The organism is Acidiphilium cryptum JF-5, from assembly GCF_000016725.1.
GTDB classification, from domain to species: domain Bacteria; phylum Pseudomonadota; class Alphaproteobacteria; order Acetobacterales; family Acetobacteraceae; genus Acidiphilium; species Acidiphilium multivorum.
In genome coordinates this window covers 1-19,967 of record NC_009484.1, presented here as the reverse complement: position 1 = coordinate 19,967, position 19,967 = coordinate 1, and the positions used below count along the sequence as shown (strand labels likewise).

22 protein-coding genes are annotated in these 19,967 nt (G+C 65.6%); 4 read left to right on the top strand and 18 right to left on the bottom strand.

Going from position 1 to position 19,967, the window contains the following annotated elements; all coding sequences use genetic code 11:
• Positions 1 to 4: 4 nt before the first annotated feature.
• The 12 genes from rpe to ACRY_RS02485 form a co-directional block, all read right to left on the bottom strand.
• Entirely contained in the window at positions 5 to 667 is a 663-nt protein-coding gene (gene rpe, locus ACRY_RS02540; RefSeq protein WP_043509013.1) for a ribulose-phosphate 3-epimerase, read from the bottom strand.
• Between the two features lie 73 nt (positions 668 to 740).
• Positions 741 to 1,226, bottom strand: coding sequence for a helix-turn-helix domain-containing protein (locus ACRY_RS02535; RefSeq protein WP_007421944.1), 486 nt, complete (start codon positions 1,224 to 1,226; stop codon positions 741 to 743).
• 304 nt (positions 1,227 to 1,530) lie between these two features.
• A complete protein-coding gene (gene lnt / locus ACRY_RS02530; protein WP_231295317.1) occupies positions 1,531 to 3,030 on the bottom strand; it encodes an apolipoprotein N-acyltransferase in 1,500 nt (499 codons plus the stop codon).
• Between the two features lie 41 nt (positions 3,031 to 3,071).
• Positions 3,072 to 3,770 carry an acireductone synthase gene (mtnC, locus tag ACRY_RS02525; protein ID WP_007421946.1) on the bottom strand — a complete coding sequence of 233 codons (699 nt, stop codon included), beginning with the start codon at positions 3,768 to 3,770 and terminating at the stop codon, positions 3,072 to 3,074.
• Between the two features lie 16 nt (positions 3,771 to 3,786).
• Complete coding sequence (locus ACRY_RS02520) at positions 3,787 to 4,329, bottom strand: 1,2-dihydroxy-3-keto-5-methylthiopentene dioxygenase (protein ID WP_011941212.1); 543 nt, start codon at positions 4,327 to 4,329, stop codon at positions 3,787 to 3,789.
• A complete protein-coding gene (locus ACRY_RS02515) occupies positions 4,326 to 4,967 on the bottom strand; it encodes a methylthioribulose 1-phosphate dehydratase (RefSeq protein ID WP_007421948.1) in 642 nt (213 codons plus the stop codon). Before ACRY_RS02515 ends, ACRY_RS02520 begins: the two co-directional genes overlap by 4 nt.
• Positions 4,968 to 4,983: 16 nt before the next feature.
• Positions 4,984 to 5,241, bottom strand: a complete 258-nt coding sequence (tatA, locus tag ACRY_RS02510; protein WP_007421949.1) for a twin-arginine translocase TatA/TatE family subunit — start codon at positions 5,239 to 5,241, stop codon at positions 4,984 to 4,986.
• A 10-nt stretch (positions 5,242 to 5,251) separates the two neighbouring features.
• Complete coding sequence (locus ACRY_RS02505; protein WP_007421950.1) at positions 5,252 to 5,479, bottom strand: twin-arginine translocase TatA/TatE family subunit; 228 nt, start codon at positions 5,477 to 5,479, stop codon at positions 5,252 to 5,254.
• A 253-nt stretch (positions 5,480 to 5,732) separates the two neighbouring features.
• Positions 5,733 to 6,284 carry an acetate uptake transporter gene (locus tag ACRY_RS02500; protein ID WP_007421951.1) on the bottom strand — a complete coding sequence of 184 codons (552 nt, stop codon included), beginning with the start codon at positions 6,282 to 6,284 and terminating at the stop codon, positions 5,733 to 5,735.
• Positions 6,285 to 6,428: 144 nt separating this feature from the next.
• Entirely contained in the window at positions 6,429 to 6,959 is a 531-nt protein-coding gene (locus tag ACRY_RS02495) for an ankyrin repeat domain-containing protein (protein ID WP_231295316.1), read from the bottom strand.
• Between the two features lie 127 nt (positions 6,960 to 7,086).
• A complete protein-coding gene (locus tag ACRY_RS02490; RefSeq protein ID WP_007421953.1) occupies positions 7,087 to 7,608 on the bottom strand; it encodes a TspO/MBR family protein in 522 nt (173 codons plus the stop codon).
• Between the two features lie 79 nt (positions 7,609 to 7,687).
• Complete coding sequence (locus ACRY_RS02485; RefSeq protein WP_011941211.1) at positions 7,688 to 8,065, bottom strand: winged helix-turn-helix domain-containing protein; 378 nt, start codon at positions 8,063 to 8,065, stop codon at positions 7,688 to 7,690.
• Between the two features lie 114 nt (positions 8,066 to 8,179).
• Here ACRY_RS02485 and ACRY_RS02480 point away from each other — a divergent pair, with 114 nt between their 5' ends.
• The 3 genes from ACRY_RS02480 to ACRY_RS02470 are packed head-to-tail and all read left to right on the top strand — an operon-like array spanning position 8,180 to position 10,412.
• Positions 8,180 to 9,094, top strand: coding sequence for an extracellular solute-binding protein (locus ACRY_RS02480; RefSeq protein WP_011941210.1), 915 nt, complete (start codon positions 8,180 to 8,182; stop codon positions 9,092 to 9,094).
• Between the two features lie 35 nt (positions 9,095 to 9,129).
• Positions 9,130 to 9,843, top strand: a complete 714-nt coding sequence (locus tag ACRY_RS02475; RefSeq protein WP_013639124.1) for an ABC transporter permease subunit — start codon at positions 9,130 to 9,132, stop codon at positions 9,841 to 9,843.
• An 11-nt stretch (positions 9,844 to 9,854) separates the two neighbouring features.
• Entirely contained in the window at positions 9,855 to 10,412 is a 558-nt protein-coding gene (locus ACRY_RS02470) for a YbhB/YbcL family Raf kinase inhibitor-like protein (RefSeq protein ID WP_011941208.1), read from the top strand.
• 19 nt (positions 10,413 to 10,431) lie between these two features.
• Here the strand turns inward: ACRY_RS02470 and ACRY_RS02465 are convergent, their stop codons facing one another.
• From ACRY_RS02465 to ACRY_RS02445, 5 genes are all read right to left on the bottom strand, one after another.
• Complete coding sequence (locus tag ACRY_RS02465; RefSeq protein ID WP_011941207.1) at positions 10,432 to 12,222, bottom strand: acyl-CoA dehydrogenase C-terminal domain-containing protein; 1,791 nt, start codon at positions 12,220 to 12,222, stop codon at positions 10,432 to 10,434.
• Between the two features lie 22 nt (positions 12,223 to 12,244).
• The gene (locus ACRY_RS02460; protein WP_011941206.1) at positions 12,245 to 14,605 is read right to left on the bottom strand and encodes a 3-hydroxyacyl-CoA dehydrogenase/enoyl-CoA hydratase family protein; all 2,361 of its coding nucleotides are present in this window, start codon (positions 14,603 to 14,605) and stop codon (positions 12,245 to 12,247) included.
• Positions 14,605 to 15,741: a thiolase family protein gene (locus ACRY_RS02455; RefSeq protein WP_011941205.1), complete on the bottom strand. Its 1,137-nt coding sequence runs from the start codon at positions 15,739 to 15,741 to the stop codon at positions 14,605 to 14,607. The genes ACRY_RS02460 and ACRY_RS02455 overlap by 1 nt, the downstream gene beginning before the upstream one ends.
• 24 nt (positions 15,742 to 15,765) lie before the next feature.
• Complete coding sequence (locus ACRY_RS02450) at positions 15,766 to 16,230, bottom strand: MerR family transcriptional regulator (protein WP_419465250.1); 465 nt, start codon at positions 16,228 to 16,230, stop codon at positions 15,766 to 15,768.
• 632 nt (positions 16,231 to 16,862) lie between these two features.
• Positions 16,863 to 17,066 carry a cold-shock protein gene (locus ACRY_RS02445; RefSeq protein WP_007421600.1) on the bottom strand — a complete coding sequence of 68 codons (204 nt, stop codon included), beginning with the start codon at positions 17,064 to 17,066 and terminating at the stop codon, positions 16,863 to 16,865.
• 313 nt (positions 17,067 to 17,379) lie between these two features.
• Between ACRY_RS02445 and fghA the strand changes: the two genes are divergently transcribed.
• The gene (gene fghA, locus ACRY_RS02440; RefSeq protein WP_007421599.1) at positions 17,380 to 18,231 is read left to right on the top strand and encodes an S-formylglutathione hydrolase; all 852 of its coding nucleotides are present in this window, start codon (positions 17,380 to 17,382) and stop codon (positions 18,229 to 18,231) included.
• Between the two features lie 27 nt (positions 18,232 to 18,258).
• On the opposite strand, the gene dnaA is transcribed toward fghA, so the two are convergent.
• Positions 18,259 to 19,731, bottom strand: coding sequence for a chromosomal replication initiator protein DnaA (dnaA, locus tag ACRY_RS02435; RefSeq protein WP_013639118.1), 1,473 nt, complete (start codon positions 19,729 to 19,731; stop codon positions 18,259 to 18,261).
• Positions 19,732 to 19,967: the final 236 nt, after the last annotated feature.

Genomic DNA, 19,967 nt, shown 5'->3' with positions numbered 1-19,967 from the left:
CGCTTCAATCGCCCGTTCCTAGCGCGGCGATGGCCGCGGCATAGTCCGGCTTGCCGAAGATCGCGCTGCCGGCAATGAGGACATCGGCGCCCGCTTCGAGCGCGCGAGGCGCCGAGGCGGCATCGATGCCGCCATCCGTCTCGATGCGGATGTCGCGCCCGGCTTCAGTGACCATGCGGCGCAGTTCGGCGATCTTGGGCAACTGGCCCGCGAGGAACGACTGGCCGCCGAAGCCGGGATTGACGGTCATCACGTTGACGATGTCGACGAGGTCGAGCACATGCCGCACCGCCTCGGCCGGGGTCGCGGGGTTGATGGCGACGCCGGCCTTCAGGCCGAGGGCGCGGATCGTCTGCAGCGAGCGGTGCAAATGCGGCCCGGCCTCGGCATGGACAGTGATGTGATCCGCGCCGGCCTTCGCGAAATCGGCCAGATACGGATCGGCCGGGGCGATCATCAGGTGAACGTCGAAGGCGAGGCGCGTGTGCGGACGGAGCGCATTGAGAACCAGCGCGCCGAAACTGATGTTCGGCACGAAATGGCCGTCCATCACGTCGAGATGAAGCCAGTGCGCCCCGGCACGCTCCACCGCGGCGACCTCTTCGCGAAGGCGTCCGAAATCGGCGGCAAGCAGGCTGGGGGCGATGATCGGCGACGGGCGGGACATTGCACTCATGAGTGGCAATGTAGCGAAGAGACTCGCGCCTTCACAAGCGCACGCGCCGCCACCGGGGGCCGGTTCATTCGGTGGGGAAGGAATCGGCCGGGGCCAGCGACTTGATCAGGTCGAACATGCGCTTGCGCACGGTGGGCTCGGTGATCCGGTAATAGGCGCGCACCAGTTCGAGCGTCTCGCGCTTGGTCATGTGATCGTCGAGGCCGACGCCGAACGGCTCCTGCGCCTCGGACAGCCCGTTGCTGCGCCCGCGCGGGCCGGACATCGGCATTTCGTTCATCCCCTCCGGCATGTCGTCGAAGAAGAAGCTGATTGGCACATCGAGCACGCGGGAAATATCGAACAGGCGGGACGCACCGACCCGGTTCACCCCGCGCTCGTATTTCTGCACCTGCTGGAAGGTCAGGCCGAGCGCATCGCCGAGCTTTTCCTGCGACATCCCGAGCAGCGTGCGCCGGAGCCGGATTCGCGACCCGACATGCACGTCGATCGGGCTGGGCCGGCCATCCCGGTCGCTGCGGTCGTTCGAGGCGCCACCGTTTGCATTCATGTCTCATTCCTCAGCGACATCAACCGGCACCGCCCCCGGGCACAAGGCAGGGCGGACATGATGACCGACGCCGCCGTGCATCATTTTCGCCGCTGTCGGGTTTGATGACCGATCTCAGAGCGCAGGGCCGTCTCATAAGATTGGCCAAATCCGGTTAAAGTACAAAAATTAAGAAAAACTCTGATTTTCGGAACTTCGCTACCAGAGGTCGGCGGCACGTCCCTACAACCACTATCTACAATAGTGGCCACGCCTCAATTACACAAGCTCGAATTATTTTTAAGACGCGTTTACGAACCGTCACTTACATCAAGGTTATTGAAACAATCAAGCACACAACACCCAAAACCATCGTGTAAAAGCCAAGAATGCCCGACATGGTCACGCTGAACCGGCCGAAGGGTGTGACAGGAAGCGCAACCGGAAGTTTACCAATCAGAATCCCGGCGCGGTCGAGCCCGAGTGTGCCCGCGACCCGACCATGCGGGCCGATCACCGCGGAAATGCCGGAATTGGTGTCCACGACGATCGGAAGTCCCTCCTCCACCGCCCGCAGGCGGGTGGTTGCAAAATCCTGGTACGGGCCGGTTGTGTCACCGAACCAGGCGTTGTCGCTAATGTTCAGCAACCAGGCGGGACGATCCTTGGGATCCGTTATGATGCCCGGGAAGATCGACTCGTAGCAAATCAGCGGTCCGACCGATGGAATGCCGGGCACATGCAATGTGCGCGGACCAGGGCCAGGCGTGAATCCGCCGCCGGGCGTGACCTTTAGCGGAATCCAGGCTGGCGTGTACTCGCCGAATGGCACCAGCTTCCACTTGTCATACCACGCTACGGCCGGCCCTTTTCCTTCCACGGCGACCAGCGAGTTGCGCATGCTGCCATCAGCCGCCAGGCGGAACGAGCCGGCAAGGACGGGCGTGTTGCCGGCCACGGCCGCAATCGCGGCGCGCGCCGCGGCGTCGGTCTGCAGCAGAGCGGGGCTCGCCGTCTCGGGCCAGACGACAATGTTCGGTCCCTTGCCCGCCTTGTCCAAGGCTTCGCGGGTCAGCGCAAGGTCACGCCGCCAGCGGGCCTGCAGGGCGGGCTGGGTGAAGCTTCCCGGGACCGCGAAATCGGGCTGGAGCAATGCAACGGTGTATCTGGTCAGCGGCGCGGGGCCCGCAGAGGTGCGCGCGAAGCCGAAGCCGGCCCAGAGAGCCAGCAGCACCGCACTCGCCGCCCAGCCGCGCCGTCCGAGCAGCGGCAGCCCGGCGGCGAGCGCCGTCAGCAGGGTCAGGAGAAAAATGCCGCCGATCGCGGCGGGCTGGATCATCGCAAGGCCCAGCCTGCCGGCAAAAGTCCAGTCGGCTCCCCAATAGTTCCAGGGGAACCCGGTGAACAGGAATTCCTGCGCAAGATTGGATAGCACCAGCGCCCCCGCGAAGAGCAGCACGGCAGCGAGGCGGCCCGCCTGGTTGCGTTGCGGCACGGCAAAGACGGCAAGGGCCGGCAGGATCATGTAGAACGCGGTTGCGAAAGCGAGCGCCGGCGCGGCAAAGGGCACCGCCCACCAGAAATTCGATGCCATGATCAGCATCGGCTCGGTCACCCAGAACAGGCCGAGCAGGTTGAAGCCGAAGCCGAAGCACCAGCCGAGCCAGGCGGCGCGGCGCCAGCCGCCGGCACGGGCGAGACGGGTCAGGAGCGCCGGCACGACGAACCAGAGCACCGGCAGGAGGTAGAATGGCGGCAGCGCAACAGCGGCGAGCAGGCCCAGAGCAAAGCATTGCCAAGCCTCACCGCGCAGCCGCCTCGGCACGCGGGCGGCGAGTTGGTCGATCGGGCTCATCTACACGGCTCCTAGGCGGGGTCGGGACGGTCGAAGGCGGCGGCCACCGCGGCAAGATCGGGCGCGGTCGGGTAATCGGCCGACGCGATCGTGCCATCCTCGGGGCGAACGATCTGGCAGACCTGGATGCCGGCGGTCGCGGCGGCGGCAAGTTCGTCCGCGACATCCGAGAGAAACAGCACGTGAGCGGGCGCCACGGCCATGGACCGGGCGATGGCCGCATAGCTGGCGGCATCGCGCTTGCCGCCCATCCGCGTGTCGAAAAACCGCTCGAACAGCGCGGTCAGGCCACCATCCGGCGTGTGGCCGAGCAACAACCTCTGCGCCTCCTCGGACCCCGAGGAATAGATGGCGAGCCGGAGTCCGCTGCCGTGCCAGGCGCGCAGAACGGGCGCGACATCCGGGTAGAGACGGCTGGTCAGCGCTCCCTCGGCAAAACCTTCGGCCCAGATCCGCCCCTGGATCAGTTTCAGCGGGCCGACCTTGGCATCGCGGTCCATCAGCGCGAGCAGTGTTTCCACTGGCGGCGCACCCGGCGCGATGGCGTCGAGTTCGGCCAGCGCCGCCGCGATCTCGGGCTCGTCGCCATGTGCCGCAACGAAACCGGCAAGCCGCGCGCGCGCATAGGGGAACAGCACATCATGGACAAAGCTGATCGGGGCGATCGTGCCCTCGATGTCGAGGAGCACGAGTTCGGGCCTTGTGGTCACGGTGAGAATGGCCGGTTCAGGCGGCAACCGGAAAGCGGGCGCTGATCTGGTCGCCGGTGAAATGCGCGACCCAGCCGGAGGTGTCGGTGAAAATCCGAAGCGCGATGAAGTCCGGCGTGGAACCGGCATCAAACCAGTGGCGGGTGTTGGCGGGGACCGAGATCAGATCGCCCTCGGTGCAGTATGCGTCGTAGACCTTGCCGTCGAGGTGCATGACGAAATGGCCGGAGCCGCGCACGAAGAAGCGGACTTCATCCTCGGTGTGGATGTGCTCGTTGAGGAACTTCTCCCGAAGGGTGCCGGCCTGCGGGTGGTCCGGCGTCATCTTGATGACGTCGGCCGAGCCGGCGCCGGTTTCGCCCATCAGCCGATCGAGATACGGGCGATACGCCTCAAGGATTTCCTCGGGCGAGGCGTCCGCCGCGATGGCGACGGGGCTTTCCCACCGCTCGAAGCGCACACCGATGGACTTGAGTTCAGCCGCCATCCGCGCCGCGTCCGACGTGGCAACCAGGGGCGCATCGGGGTTCGCGTCGTCGAAAATCCGCAGCGTGCTCATCTCATCCGTCTCCGTTCGCATTCGCAGGACAGCAGGAACTCCAGGGCTTCGAGCCGCCAGAAACAGCGCTCGACATCCTCGCCCCAAGCGTAGATGCCGTGGCCACGCAGGACATACCCAATCGGCGGCGCCGCGAAGGCGGGCGCGATTGCCGCGGCAAGCCGACGCATGTCCTGGTCGTTATCGAAAACCGGCAAGACGATCCGGGTCTCGTGGGTCGCAATGCCCGGGAAAGCCTTCAGGATCTCATAGCCTTCAAGAACGATCCCTGGGGAATTGTCCGCGAGGGTGAGAGCGGTTGCGGCGACCGAATGGCCATGCAGCACCGCCCCGGCCGCCGGGAGCCGCTCGTAAACCTGGCAATGCAGCTGGGTTTCGGCGCTGGGCCGGTCGCCGGCGCGAAGCGGCGTGCCGTCGAGCCAGACCTCGATGATGTCGGCGGCTTCGAGCCGTCCCTTGTGAACGCCACTGCGGGTGATCGCGATGCTGTCGGCGGTGCATCGTGCCGAGAGATTGCCGGCGGACGCGGGCACCCAACCCCTGGCATCCATCCGCGCCCCGATGGCGACCAGTTCACGCGCGCGGGACGCGAGGACATCGCCGGCTTCGGCCGGCCCGGCGGCCAGGGTCACCGTCATGCCTGTGCGGTTCCGGTCAGTGCCGCGCGGTATCGGCCGGCTCGGGGGCCTTTTCGGCCGCCGGCGCGGACGAGTCGGCGATCCGGTTCTGGACGTCAGGCTCGGACTTCGCGGCCGGGGCGGGCTTCGCCGAATCGGCGTCGCTCATGTTCTGCTTGAAGGCCTTGATGCCCTTGCCGAGCTCGCCCATCAGGTTGCCGACGCGCGACCCGCCGAACAGGAGCGCGATGACGGCGATGACGATCAGCCAGTGAACGGGCGAATCGAATCCCATGTCCCGCGCCTCAGACCTTGCCCTGCCCGGCCTTCTGGCCGGCATTGGCCTCCGGCGCGCGGGTCTGCTGCTCCAGCATCGAGGCATCCTTCGCCGGCTGGTCATCGGCGATGTTGTTCTTGAACGCCTTCATGCCCTTGCCGAGCTCACCCATCAGGTTGCCGACCCGGCCCGTTCCGAACAGGAGCAGCACGACCGCCAGGACGATCAGCCAGTGCCAGATGCTCAAACCACCCATAATCCGTATCCTTCCTCGCTATGGCGATCCCCGCCAAGGGACTGGTTCCATCGGATCAGAACGATCAATGGCGGACGACAGATCGGTGGAGATCTCTCGCCCGGAGCTATCGGTACCCGTCCAGTTTATGAATACTCCAAACGCCCTGCCGCGCCAATGGCCGCGAAGTCACCGATTCGTGGTCAGTCGAGCAGATACGAAAAGCGGAGCCGGCTTGCGCCGGCTCCGCTGACAGGGCCAAGGATGTCGATCGTCAGGCCTTGGCGCCGATCGGCAGGATTTCCTTGCCATGCGCGCCATTGATGATGCCTGCCGCACCGAGATAGAAGGCGAGTACCGCGGTGACGAGGCCCAGATAGCCGCCGAACTCGCCCAGCGCCGCCGCACCGAGCAGGTCGTTCAGCGCGAGCAGGATGAAGGTCGCGGTCAAAAAGCCGAAGATCAGCTGCAGGGCCTTGTTCAGCGCGAAAGTGCCGATGAACATCACGAAGCTGAAGGCGCCCCAGACCAGCAGGTACCAGCCGACCATCACCCCCGGCACGCCCTTGGCGAAGATTTCGACGAACAGCGCGAAGGACCACCAGAAAGCCCCGTACGAGCAGAACGCCACGAAGCCGAAGGTATTGCCCACTTTCATCTCGCCGAGGCCGGCCACGAACTGGGCCGAGCCGCCAAAGGCGAAGGCCATGGCGAGGACCATGCCAAGACCGGCTCCGGGGAGAAGCCCGGCATTGATCATCGACAATAGCCATGTGGTAAGCGCAAAACCGAACAGGCCCAGAGGCGCCGGGTTGAAGGTGTTCATGTCATCTCCCTAAAAATTATTGCACTCGCCGTCATTGAGCGGATGCATGCATCATCGTGCATAGCTCCCCCAAGCCGATTAACAGCTTTTCACGAGCGCGTAAACGAAACGTGCCCGCGATGTAACGGGATATGACGGATCAGATCAGTTGCTGCCGCCGAAGCCGAGGAACCCGGCACTCGGATCCGGCCGGCCAGGATCCCCGGAAATGGTCAGGGGCCTGACGGCGGGCTTTGCTTCAACCTTGTGAAAAGGCGGAGATTTCGCATGCGCCGAACCTTTGCTCGTCGTCGGCGGGACTGCGGCCACCGGCGCGGAGGCGACGGAAACGCTCATCGGATGCTCCTCGGCCCGCGCCGAGAGCAGCATGAAGGTGATGCGGTTTCGATTCAGCTCAACCGAAAGTTCGATCGGCGTTTCGCCGAGGGCGTTGCGGGCATCGAGATTGGCGCCACGGCTGACCGCTGCGCGGGCCTGCGCATAGTCGCCATGGTTGATCGCTTTGAACAGCAGCGTGGTCGGGTCGCCGCCGGTATCGGTCACCGGGCCGGCGGAAACATTACCCGCCGCCGATGCGCCCGGAAGAGCCGGCGGCGCGATCGATTGGGATTCATGGCGGGGCTGAGGGACGCCGCCGATCGGACCGAGACCGCCGGCAAGGCCGCCACCGGCCATCTGCGCCTTGGCAGGCGCGGCGAAACCAAGCCCTGCCATCAGAACGGCAAGTGCGGCTAGATGAAGCTGAGAACGATAGGTCATGGCGGGCGTGGTTCCCTCGCGGTCAGGCCGACGGTCTAGCCGATCATCGGTTGAGAAACCAGAAGCCGGCGTTCAGATAGGTCGCATACAGACACCAGGCGAGATAGGGCACCATCAATGCGGCGGCAATTCGGCTGACCGGACGAAAGACGGCAATGGTCATGACGATCAGGCCGTCGAGCACGAGTATTACGAAAAACGAGATATCCGGCCGATGAAGGGCGAAAAAGACGGGCGACCAGAGCGCGTTGGCGGCAAGCTGCCAGCCCCAGAGACGTAGTGCGCGACGCTGGCGGGTCAGGATGTCCGGGCCACGCCAGATCAGCCAGGCGGCGACCGCCATGGCGATGTAGAGCAGCGTCCATACCGGGCCGAACACCCAATCGGGTGGCGTGCCCGGGGGATGCGGCAGGACATCGTACCAGCTGTGCACATTGGGCACTGTGGCCGTGCCGCCGACCGCACCAACCAGAAGCGCCAGCGCGAGAAACCCCAGCAGCGCCAGGATCTGGGCGCCGGAGGTACGGTGCTGTTCGGGGCGTTCGGGCAGGCGGAAGACACGCACTCCTTTCCGATGAAAGTTTAGGTAAATCCCGGCCGGGTGAAAAGGGACCCGATCGAGATTTCCGGCCGGCTACGTATGCTTAACGGTCTTGCGAGAGCGGCGCCCGAGCCTCGGCAAGGATGGCCAATGCTGCGGCGCCACCGGCGCGCGACGCGGCCTCAAGCGCGCGATAGGCCGCCAGAACGGCGTCACCAAGCTCCGTGAGCTGGGCTCCGCCGCCCGCCACCCCCCCCTTTGCTGCGAGGATCAACGGGGCATGGAAGGTGGAGTTCATCGACTCGGCCAGTTGCCAGGCACGCTTGTAGCTCATCCCCATGCGCCGTCCGGCGGCGGCGATCGACCCGGTTTCCCGGATGAAGGCGAGAAGGTCCGCCCTACCGGGGCCGAGGAGAAGATCCTCACCCTGCACCACCCGGATGCGGAGTGTGAGCGGTTCGGTCTTTCCGTGCATCTGCATCGCCCGACTTCACCACGAAAACTGCCGCGTGCCGATATGGCGGATTGACGATATCGCTTAATGAACATATCGATAGTCCGAATTCTGGAATTACGTCCCCGAAGGAAGCAGCACATGGCGATTTCCCGACGCGCATTCACCCGGCTCGCGGGCGCGGCCGCGCTGGCGCCGGTCACCGGCCGCGCCGCGGGGCGCGCGGCAACCATCGCCTATGCGGGTTCGATGGGGCTGCTGATGGACCGGGCGCTCGGGCCCGCCTTCACGGCTGAGACCAGCGAGCGGTTTCACGGCATCGGGCGGGGCGCGTTCGGCCTCGCCCACCTCATCGCCGCGAAGACGCTGCAGGCTGACGCCTTCATTTCGATCACGAGCGGGCCGATCGAGGTGCTGCAAAAGGCCGGGCTGGTCGGGCATGCGGTGCCGGTGGCGAGCACGGCGATGGTGCTGGCCTGGTCGCCCCACTCGCGCTTCCGCAAGGATTTCGAGGCGGCCGATGCCGGAGCGCACTGGTTCGACATCCTCGAAAAGCCCGGCCTGCGCTTCGGCCGCACCGACCCGCGCACCGACCCGCAGGGCCGCAACGTGCTGTTCACCTTCGATCTCGCCCAGCGCTACTATCACAAGCCGGACCTGATCCGGCGCGTGCTCGGCAGGCCGGTGAACCCCGCGCAGATCTTCCCCGAACCATCGCTTCTCTCGCGAATCGACAGCGGCGCGGTGGATGCCACGATCGGCTACGAAAGCGGCGTGAAGTCGCTCAAGCTGCCGTTCCTCGCACTGCCCCGGCAGATCAACCTCAGCGATCCGGCGATGGTGGCGGACTGGTATTCCCGCGCCGCGATCTCGCTGACGGTAAAGGGCCGCAGGCAGACCTTGCACACGCAGCCACTCGTCTTCTATGCGTGCGTGCCGCGCAACGCCCGGAACCCGGAGGCGGGACGGGCCTTCGTTTCACTGCTGCAAAGCCGCAAGGGACAGGAACTGTTCGCACGATACGGCTACAACCCGCCGCTGGGCGGGCCGGTCTGACCGGAGCACGCCTCGGGGCCCTGCTGCGCGGCTTGGTGCTGCTGCTGCTCGCTTGCCCCTTCGCTGGTCTGTTCATCATGACCGACTGGCGCAAATTCGCCCTGTCCAGCGCGGATGGCAGATCGGTGGCGATTTCGCTGGCCTACGGGCTGGCGGCCCTGGCCGTGATTGCGGTGCTGGGAACGCCACTCGCCTACTGGCTGGCAACCGGCAAGGGACGGATGCGCGACGGGGCGCAAGTCTTCCTGCTGCTGCCGCTGCTTACCCCGCCGCTCGCGCTCGGCATCCTGCTCGCCGCATTCTACGGCCCGATCGGCCCGGTCGGCATCCTACTCGAACGGTTCGGCGGGATCATCACCAACAATCCGCCGGCGCTGCTGATCGCGGGGATCTATGCCGGCCTGCCGACCTATGTGGTCGCGGCACGCGGCGCGTTCGCCGAGATACCCGCCGAACTGGCCGAATCTGCGCTGACCCTCGGCGTCTCCCGCCGGCAGATCTTCCGCCACATCACCCTGCCGATGGCGCGCGACGGGCTCGGCGCCGCCCTCGCGCTGGCCTGGGTGCGCGGGGTGGGCGAACTCGGCATCGTGCTGATCTTCGCCTACTTCCCGCAGGGCATGCCGGTGCGCCTGTGGGTGGATCTTGAAGACGGCGGGCTTTCGGCCACATTCCCGTTGCTCTGGCTGTTCCTGCTCGCCGCCCTGCCGTTGCCGCTCTGGCTACTGCGGCGGGGCTCGAAACGCTGAGGATGATGCCGATGAAACGGCCGGTTTCGTTCGCACTGGCGCTGATGGCCCTGGCCGGAACGGCGCGCGCCAGCGGATTTTCCCTGCGATCGGGCGCGTTTCGCGATGGCGGAACCATCGCGGCCGCCCAGGTCTTCAACCGCTTCGGCTGCACTGGCGACGATGTCAGCCCCGCCCTCGCCTGGAGCGGCGCGCCAGCGGGCACGCGGAGCTACGCCGTCACGCTGTTCGATTCCGATGCCCGGCAGGGCAAAGGCTACTGGCACTGGATCGTGGCGGATATTCCGGCGCGCGTCACTTCATTGCCGGCGGGTTCCGGGAGCCGGGGCGGCGCGCTGCCGCGCGGCGCGGTTCAGGGCATCGGCAGCGGCAGCATTCATGGCTACCAGGGGCCCTGCCCGCCGGTCGGCGATCCGCCGCATCACTATCATCTGACAGTCTACGCGCTGCGGGTTAACCGGCTGCCGGCGGCGGCCCTGGCGTCCTATGGCGCGCTCCGCCGGGCGCTGGCGCGGGACGCGCTGGCCAGCGCCACGATAACGGGGCTTTATGGCCGCCCGGCCAGGTGACCGGGCGGCAGCGAGCCGATCAGAACGCGGCGTCCTCGAATTCCATCATGGTCGCAGCGCCCGACCGGATCGCGGCGAGCAGCGCGCCGGTCTGCGGCAGGAGGCGTTCCATGAAGAATTTCGCGGTCTGCACCTTGGCGCGGTAGAACTGCGCGGCCTCGCCGTCCTCCCCGGCCTTGGGGGCAGCCACCGCGACCATGCGGGCCCAGACGAAGGCGAGTGACGCGAGGCCGAACAGGCGGAGATAGTCGACCGACGCCGCCCCCACCTCGTCGCGATTGGTCATCGCACCTTCCATGATGAGGCCAGTCGCTTCCTGCACATGCTCCAGCGCCTGCGACAGCGCGGGCAGGAACTCGGCGAGGGCGTCGTTATCCTGATGCGCGTCGATGAATTCGAGGACCGGATCGAGGAAGCGGGTCAGCAGTCTCCCGCCATCCTGCGGCAGCTTGCGGCCGACGAGGTCGAGCGCCTGGATGCCGTTGGTCCCCTCGTAGAGCATTGCGATCCGCGCATCGCGCACATACTGCTCGATGCCGTGATCGCGGATATAGCCATGGCCGCCATAGGTCTGCACCGCGAGCGAGGCGATCTCGAAACCGAGATCGGTGAACATCGCCTTGACCACCGGCGTCATCAGCGAGGCGAAATCGTCGGCCGCCTGCTTCGCATCACCGTCATCCGACTTCTCGAGGATTTCCAGCTCGCGCGCGACCCAGCCGGCCAGCGCCCGGCAGCCCTCGATATAGGCGCGGCTGGTCAGCAGCATCCGCCGCACATCGGGGTGGACGAGGATCGGGTCCGCCTGCTTCTCCGGCGCCTTGGTGCCGGTGAGCGAGCGGCCCTGGATGCGCTCGCGCGCATAGGCCACGGCGTTCTGATAAGCGACCTCGGCGATGCCGAGCCCCTGGATGCCGACGGAGAGACGCTCGGTGTTCATCATCTTGAACATCGCGGCGAGGCCCTTGTTCGGCTCGCCGACGAGCCAGCCGGTCGCGCCGTCGAAGCTCATCGCACAGGTGGCGGAGCCGTTCAGCCCCATCTTGTGCTCGATCGCGGTGCACTGCATGCCGTTGCGCGGGCCCAGCGTGCCATCCTCGCGCGGCAGGAACTTGGGCACCAGGAACATCGAGATGCCCTTCACTCCGGCCGGCGCGTCCGGCAGGCGGGCGAGGACGAGATGGACGATGTTTTCCGCAAGGTCGTGCTCGCCGGCACTGATGAAGATCTTGTTGCCGGTGATGCTGTAGGTGCCGTCATCGTTCGGCACCGCCTTGGTGCGGAGCATGCCGAGATCGGTGCCGCAATGCGGCTCGGTCAGGCACATCGTGCCGGTCCACTTGCCGGAGACGATGTTGGGAAGCCAGGCCTTCTTCTGCTCGTCCGACCCCGAATGCTTCAGCGCGACATAGGCGCCGTGGCTCAGCCCGGGGTAGAGGCCGAACGCGACATTGGCGGAGCAGAACATCTCCTCGACCATCATCGCCGCGGTCAGCGGCATGCCCTGCCCGCCATAATCCGGGTCAGCGGAAATCGAGGTCCAGCCGCCCTCGCAGAAAGTGTGGTACGCCTCGCGATAGCCGGTCGGCGTGCGGACGACGCCGTTTTCATAGGTGCAGCCCTCGCGGTCGCCCACCTGATTGAGCGGGAACAGCACCTCCTCGCTGATCTTCGCGGCTTCCTCCAGCACGCTGTCGATCAGTTCGGGGGTGAAGTCGGCATTGCCGGGAAGCTCGGCGATGGCGGTGCTGTCATAGAGCTCGTGCAGGACGAAGCGCATGTCCTTGAGCGGCGCCTTGTAGACGGGCATGTCGTATCTCCCTTGTCTCGGTTCAGTTGCGCAGGGGTTTGCCGGTATCCAGGATATGCTTGATCCGCGCCTGGCTTTCCTTGGTGCGGAACAGGGCCATGAAGGCCTCGCGTTCGAGGTCCTTCACCGCGGCGACCGGCACCGGATCGGTCATGTCGGTATCGCCGCCGGTGAGCACGCGGGCAAGGTGGGACGATACCGTCACGTCATGCGGGGTGGCGACTCCCTTCTTGCGGAATTCGTCCACCGCCATGCCGAGGGCGACACGGCCGGAAGCGCCCGGCAGTTGAAGCGTTTCCGGCTCGGCGGGCGCATATCCCGCCACCATGGCGAGCGCCCGGGCCTTGGCGTCGGCCAGCACGCGCTCGCGGTTCATGGTGATGCCGTCGCCGGGGCGGAGGAATTTCAGCTCCTTCGCCTCGGCGGCCGAAGTCGCGACCTTTGCCGTGGAAATCATCTCGAAGACCTTCGAGACGGCGGGCATCGGGCCGCGCGGCGCATCCTTCGCGCCCTGCCAGCGCGCCAGCATCGTGGCACAGCCGCCCCAGCCCGGCACAAGGCCAACGCCGACCTCGACAAGCCCCATATAGGTCTCGGCATGGGCCTGAACGGCGTCGCAATGCAGCAGGATCTCGCAGCCGCCGCCCAGCGCCCGGCCGGCCGGCGCGCCCACCACCGGGAACGGCGCCTCGCGCAGCGCCTGCAACGCCTTCTGCCCCTCCTTCACCGTGCCCTCGATCTTGCCCCACATGCGCAGATTAGCGGCGAACATGGCGAGGCCGAGATTGGCGCCGACCGAAAAATTCTCCTTGCCCGGCCCGGCGCGCAGGTTCTCGCTGTAGATCACCATCGCCTTGTAGGATTTCTGCACGAGCGCGATGGTCTTGCCGAGAAGAGCGAGAATGTCGCCATCGATCGAGTTCATGATCGAATGGAACTCGACGCAGAGCACGCCGTCGCCGATGTCCCAGACCGAGGCGGACTTGTTCGAGAGCACCGGCTTGCGGCCGCGCTTCGCATCCTCGAGCAGCAGCACGCCAGGCGCGCGTTCGACGGCCCGGTAGCCGCCATCGGGCATGAAGCGGAGCAGCGTGGCGCCGTCCTCGCGGTAGAATGCGCCCTTGCCGAGTTTGGCGAGCAGCGGCGGGATCGGCTCGTCGAGGTCGGCGAGGTGCGACGAAACCCAGTCGGCGCCGAGCCGGTCGATCAGCTCGAACGGACCGTATTTCCACGTGTAGCCCAACCGCATCGCGGCATCGACGGCGGCGATATCGTCACCGATCTCCGGAATGAGCGAGGCTGCATAGGCAAGCACGCGGCCAAGCACGCCCCAGGCATAGCGCCCGTATTTCGACTTCGCGCCGACCAGGCGCTTGAGATCCTTCTTGGCGTCCTTCACCTCGGCAATGTCCGGGCGGATGGAGGGCCGCCATTCCAGCCGGCCCTGCGCCGCCGCGGCGAGCGAGAGGGTCTCCTTCACGCGATCCCTGCCGCGCCCGGCCGAGCGGTAGAAGCCGCCCTTCCCCTTCTTGCCGGTATAGCCCTCGGCGATCATGGTCGCGAGGAACGGCGCCTCGCGATTCATCATGTGGAACGCGTCGGTTTTCGGCAGCAGCCGGGCGAGCGAGGCATTGACGTGCGGGCCGAGATCGATGCCCACCAGGTCCATCAGGCCGAACACGCCGGTCGAGGGAAAGCCCATCGGCTTGCCCATGATCGCATCCGCTTCCTCGATCTCGATCCCCATTTCGAGTGCGAGCGCGAGGGCCGTCTGGATCCAGTAGGTGCCGATCCGGTTGGCGATGAAGCCCGGCGTGTCGCGGCAGGGAATCACCGACTTGCCGAGCACGACGTCGCAGAATTCGGTGATGCGGGCGATGGCGTCCGCACTCGTCGCCGGGCCGGTGACCAGTTCGAGCAGCCGCATGTAGCGGGGCGGATTGAAGAAGTGGGTGATGACGAAATTCGGGCGGAGGCTCTCCGGCATGTCCGTCATCAGTTCGGCAAGCGGAATGGTGGAGGTGTTGGACGACACCACCGAACCGGGCTTGCGCACCTCCGCGAGGCGCCGATAGAGCGCCTGCTTGATGTCGAGCCGCTCGATCACCGCCTCGACGATCCAGTCGCAGTCGGCGAGGGCAGCGAAATCGTCCTCGGTATTGCCGGGCGTGATCAGCCGCGCGGCGCGGGAGGACATTAGCGGCGCCGGCTGGGTCTTCTTCAGCCGCTCGATCGCTCGCCGGGCGATGGCGTTGCGGTCATCACCCTCCTTCGGCACGATGTCGAGCAGGCGGACCTTGATGCCGGCATTGGCGATCTGGGCGGCGATCGCGGCCCCCATCACGCCGGCGCCGATGACGGCGACGGATTGGATGGCACCCATCAGAGCGCCTCCAGAACCGTCGCGATACCCTGCCCGCCGCCGATGCACTGGGTCGCGAGGGCGAATTTGCCGCCTTCGCGCTGGAGCAGCTGCGCCGCCTTGCCGGTGATGCGGGCACCCGTCGCCCCGAGCGGATGGCCAAGCGCGATGGCCCCGCCATCGAGATTGACGCGCGCCGGATCGAGACCGAGTTCGCCGATGCAGGCGAGCGCCTGGGAGGCAAAGGCCTCGTTGAGTTCGACCACGTCGAGCGCCGAGGCCTCGATGCCGGCGCGAGCGAGCGCCTTGCGCGAGGCGGCGACCGGGCCCATGCCCATGATGTCCGGCGCGCAGCCGGCCACGGCAACCGAGCGAATGCGCGCGAGCGGCGCGAGGCCGTGCTTCGCGGCATAATCCTCCGAGCAGACCAGCACGGCGGAGGCGCCATCGGTCAGCGGCGAGGAGGTTCCGGCGGTGACCGTACCCTCGGCATCGAAGGCTGGCTTCAGTCCGGCCAGGGCTTCACGCGAGGCATCGTGGCGGATGCAGCCGTCCTCCGACACCATGGCGCCCGAAAGCGAGATCGGCACGATCTCGCCGGCCAGTTTCCCCGCCTTCTGCGCCGCCGCCGCCTTGATATGGCTGGCGAGGGCGAATTCCTCCTGCGCCTCGCGTGGAATCTGCCAGCGTTTCGCGACGTTCTCGGCCGTCTCGCCCATGCCCATGTAGGCGGCCGGCATCTTGGCGAAGAGGGTCGGCGACGGCATCGGGTTGAACCCGCCCATCGGCACCCTGGTCATGCTCTCGACGCCCGCGGCGATGAAAGCCTCTCCCGCGCCCATCGCGATGGCGCCCGCCGCCATGTGGATCGAATACATCGACGAGCCGCAGAACCGGTTCACCGTCGCCCCGGCAACGCTGATCGGCAGGTCGGCCATCAGCCCGATCAGACGGGCGACATTCAGCCCCTGCTCGGCCTCCGGAAAGGCACAGCCGACGATGAGATCCTCGACGTCGCCAGCCGCGATGCCGCTGCGGTTCACCAGTTCGCGAACGACGGCGGCGGCCATCTCGTCGGGCCGGACCCGCGAAAGCCCCCCTTTCCGCGCAAGGGCGAATGGCGAGCGGGCATAGGCGGCGATGACGGCGCTTGGCATGGGCAAAGGACTCCTGTTCTCTGTCTATTTGGCGGCCTGCTTCAGGGCATTTTCGGACTGGCGCTCGATATCCGCCAGTTCGGCGAGGCTCTGCTCGAGCGCCGCACGCTGTTCCTGAAGCTTGGCGATACGCTTTCGCACGCCGGCAAGCAGCTGGCGCAACTGGGTATGCTGGGTAGGATCGACGTCATAGAGGTCGAGGTAGTCCTTGATCTCACGCAGCGAGAATCCAAGGCGCTTGCCGCGCAGGATCAGCATGAGCCGCGCGCGGTCACGCGAGGTGTAGACGCGGGTAGTGCCGGCGCGACTTGGATTTACCAGCCCCTTATCTTCATAGAACCGGATGGTTCGCGCGGTCACGCCCAGCTGGCGGGCGAGCTGGCTGACCGAGTAGAGCGCGTTGCCGTGCTGTCCCGCAGCCTCGTCCTCACGTTGGTGACGTTCGTGCAGTGCCGCCATCGCGGGGCCAGTGCTTGTTCGAGTGGTCATTGGTCGTCCTGTCGAATTATAAAAGCCGGATGGGGACAATACCATAAATGACCGATTCCCGTCGTTAACGATAAGCGAATGATCATTACGTATAGGGCATGCACGGTAATATGTCGAGCCATATCTCGGGCCCGAATGCGAAATTTGCCGCGCAAACGGAAGCGGGTCCGGGTTCAACGTATTGAAATTTGCGGCACGGTGGCCCGCTGGCGGCAATCGCAACGGCCCGGCGACGGGCCTTCGGTCACGAAAATGTCAGATGCGCGGCGAGTTTGGTCTGCCGAGCACAACAGTCCCGCAGGCCGGCCACTCGCCGCTGATCGTCTGGTCAGGAGGAATGGGCGCGGTGACCACCGACCACCAGCCGAACCGATCTGGATCGGATGCGGCGTTCCATCTCACCGGCATGACGAGTCTTCTTGTCCGGCAGGGCGCGGGATCACGCTCCTGCCGGCTCTCACCTCGAGTCGTACAGCCGCAATCAACCAAATTCGGTAGGACAAGGCGGGTCTGGACCATTGGGTGCCTGCAATTTTGCAGACATCTCCTTTCGGTCGATCAGCACGTACGGTCGCGCAATAAAAAACGGGGCCCCGGAGGGGCCCCGCCTTTCGTCGCGCCGGACCGTGAGGTCAGACGGCCTTGAGGTTTGTCGCCGCTGCCTTGCCGCGTTCCTGCGTCACCTCGTAGGAAATCTTCTGCCCTTCGTTGAGGCCGCGCATGCCGGCCGCCTGAACTGCAGTGATGTGGACGAAAACGTCCTTGCCGCCATCCTGCGGCACGATGAAGCCGAAGCCCTTCGTGGTGTTGAACCACTTGACAGTGCCGATCGCCATTGTCGCGTCGTCGCTCCTAAGACAGACCCACCGTGCGACCGCCGCACGGCTCCAGAGGGACAACCGGGTTTTGGACGTCTTGGCCGTACGGAAACCCGTCTCGTGCAACAAGGCAAGCCAAAGTCGATTGCGCGTTTAATGACGCAGAAACCGCAGGAACTGTCAACGCGAATAAGTCTCCTCCTGTCGGGTTTCAGAAAGATTTCGTAAATCATGCGTTTAAATTCGATAAAGCGCATATCGGCGCAGACTGATTGCCTTCCATCCACCTGCGCGGGATAGTTGTGCGCATGATTCAAAGGGAGATCGATACATGACCAGCGCCACCGTTCTTGAGACGGTTTCGACCCAGAAATGTTTTGGCGGCATGCAGGGCGTTTATCGGCATGAGGCAAAGGAGACCGGCTGCACAATGCGATTCGCCGTTTTCCTGCCGCCGCAGGCCGCGGCGGGAACGGTTCCTGCGCTCTATTATCTGGCCGGGCTGACCTGCACCGAGGAGAATTTCACGGTGAAGGCCGGGGCGCAGCGCGTGGCCGCGGAACTCGGCATCGCCCTGATCGCGCCGGATACCTCCCCGCGAGGCCTCGGTTATCCTGGCGAGGACGACGCCTATGATTTCGGCACCGGCGCCGGTTTCTATGTCGATGCGACGGAAACGCCGTGGCGGGACGGCTACCGGATGTATTCCTACATCACGAGGGAACTCCCTGCCCTCATCAACGCGTCCTTTCCGGTCGATCCCGCGCGCGTGGGCATTTTCGGCCATTCGATGGGTGGGCATGGCGCGCTGACGATCGCGCTGAAGAACCCTGGCGCCTACCGCTCGGTCTCGGCCTTCGCGCCGATCGTCTCGCCGATGCGCTGCCCCTGGGGTGAAAAGGCGCTGACCGGCTATCTCGGCGTCGACCGTGCGAACTGGCGCGCCTATGACGCGACGGCGCTGATCGAGGACCGCGGCTGGGCAGGGCCGGCCATCCTCGTCGACCAGGGCACCGCCGATCCGTTTCTCGAACGCGAGCTGAAACCGGAACTGCTCCGCGAGGCCTGCGCGGCGAAGGGCGTGAAGCTCGATCTGCGGATGCAGGAGGGGTACGACCACTCCTACTTCTTCATCGCGACCTTCGTGGAAGACCATCTGCGCCATCACGCCCGCCATCTCTGACAGGCGGCGACGCTGCCCGGATCCGGCTCAGACGGTCAGGATCCGGCGCAGCAGTTCGACATCCTCGGCGAAATCGGGATCGGCCTCGATCAGTTCGGTCACCTTGGAGACCGCGTGCATGACGGTGGTATGGTCGCGGTTGCCGAATTTCCGGCCGATCTCGGGCAGGCTGCGGCTGGTCAGCTGCTTGGCGAGATACATGGCGATCTGCCGAGGCCGGGCGATGTTGCGCGCGCGCCGGGCGGAGGACATCTCGCTGACCCGGATATTGTAATGCTCGGCGACCTGCTTCTGGATCTCCTCGATCGTGATCTTGCGGTCATAGGCGCGGAGCAGGTCGTGCAGCACCTCATGCGCCGTCTCGAGGGTCACCGGGCGCTCGAACAGGTTGGCATGGGCGATCAGCCGGTTCAGCGCCCCTTCGAGCTCGCGGACATTGGCGGTGATCTTCTGCGCGAGGAACTCCATCACCCGCCCCGGCACGACGACGCCAGCCCGCGCGGCCTTGGCCTCCAGGATCGCGAGGCGCAGCTCATAGGTCGTGGCATGGACATCGGCGACCATGCCGCAGCCGAGCCGCGTGCGCAGCCGATCCTCGATGCCGGACAGGTCCGACGGCGACTTGTCGGCCGAGACGATGATCTGCTTGCCGGAATCGACCAGCGCATTGAAGGTGTGGAAGAATTCCTCCTGCGTGCCATCCTTGCCGATCAGGAACTGCAGGTCGTCCACCATCAGCACATCGACGCTGCGCAACTCGTTCTTGAATTCGATGGTCGATTGCCGGCGCAGGGCGCTGACGAATTTGTGCATGAACTTCTCGGCCGACATGTAGGCGACCGTGACCTCGTCCGAGCGCTGCGACAGTTCCCAGGCAATCGCGTGCATCAGATGGGTCTTGCCGAGACCGACACCGCCGTAGAGGAACAGCGGATTGAACCCCGGCGACGCGTGCCCGTCGGCGACGCGGCGCGCGCAGGCATAGGCGAATTCGTTCGGCTTGCCGACCACGAATGTATCAAAGGTGAAGCGCGGGTCGAGCGGCGCGCTCATGTCCGGGCGTTCCTCGGCCTCGCGGCGCGCCGCGGCGGCGGGCCGCGCGATCGCGGTCTTCGGCTCCACCTCGGCGAGGTCGGGCGCGCGCTCGCTGGTGCCGGCCGGCCGGGTCCGGATATCCACGCGCCGTACCGCCGGGTTCTCGGCCTGCCAGAACGCGGTCAGCAGGTTGCCATATTCCTTGTTCACCCAGTCACGCAGGAAGCGGGTCGGCAGCATGACAGTCACTTCATCGCCGTCGAGCCCATGCAGCACGGCTTGCCGCAACCAGTTGCGGTACTCGACCTCGCCGATTTCTTCCTGAAGTCGGCCGCGAACACGGCTCCACTGGTGCGCCAGTTCATCCTGGCTGATTTCACCGCGCGTGCGTCCCGGAGACCGGGTTTCGAGCCCCTGTTCCTGCCAAGTTTGCGTGTCCAAGCGCACCGCTCCCCGTCCTGCCATCGTCCCAGCTCAACCGAATAGCGATTTCCGCCATACGGCCGCACAACCCCGCTCCCGCAATCGACGGTTGAAAAAACCCTCGACCAGGCAAGCTTTCGTCATTTGATCGTCATCTTGAGGCCCAAAACTAGGCCAAGTCCGGCACCCTGCGCAAGACCCAACAGGTTCGATTTTTTGCTGATATAATGTGCATCTTTAAAAATTTGCCCATTAAATCAGATGATTGACCAACCCAT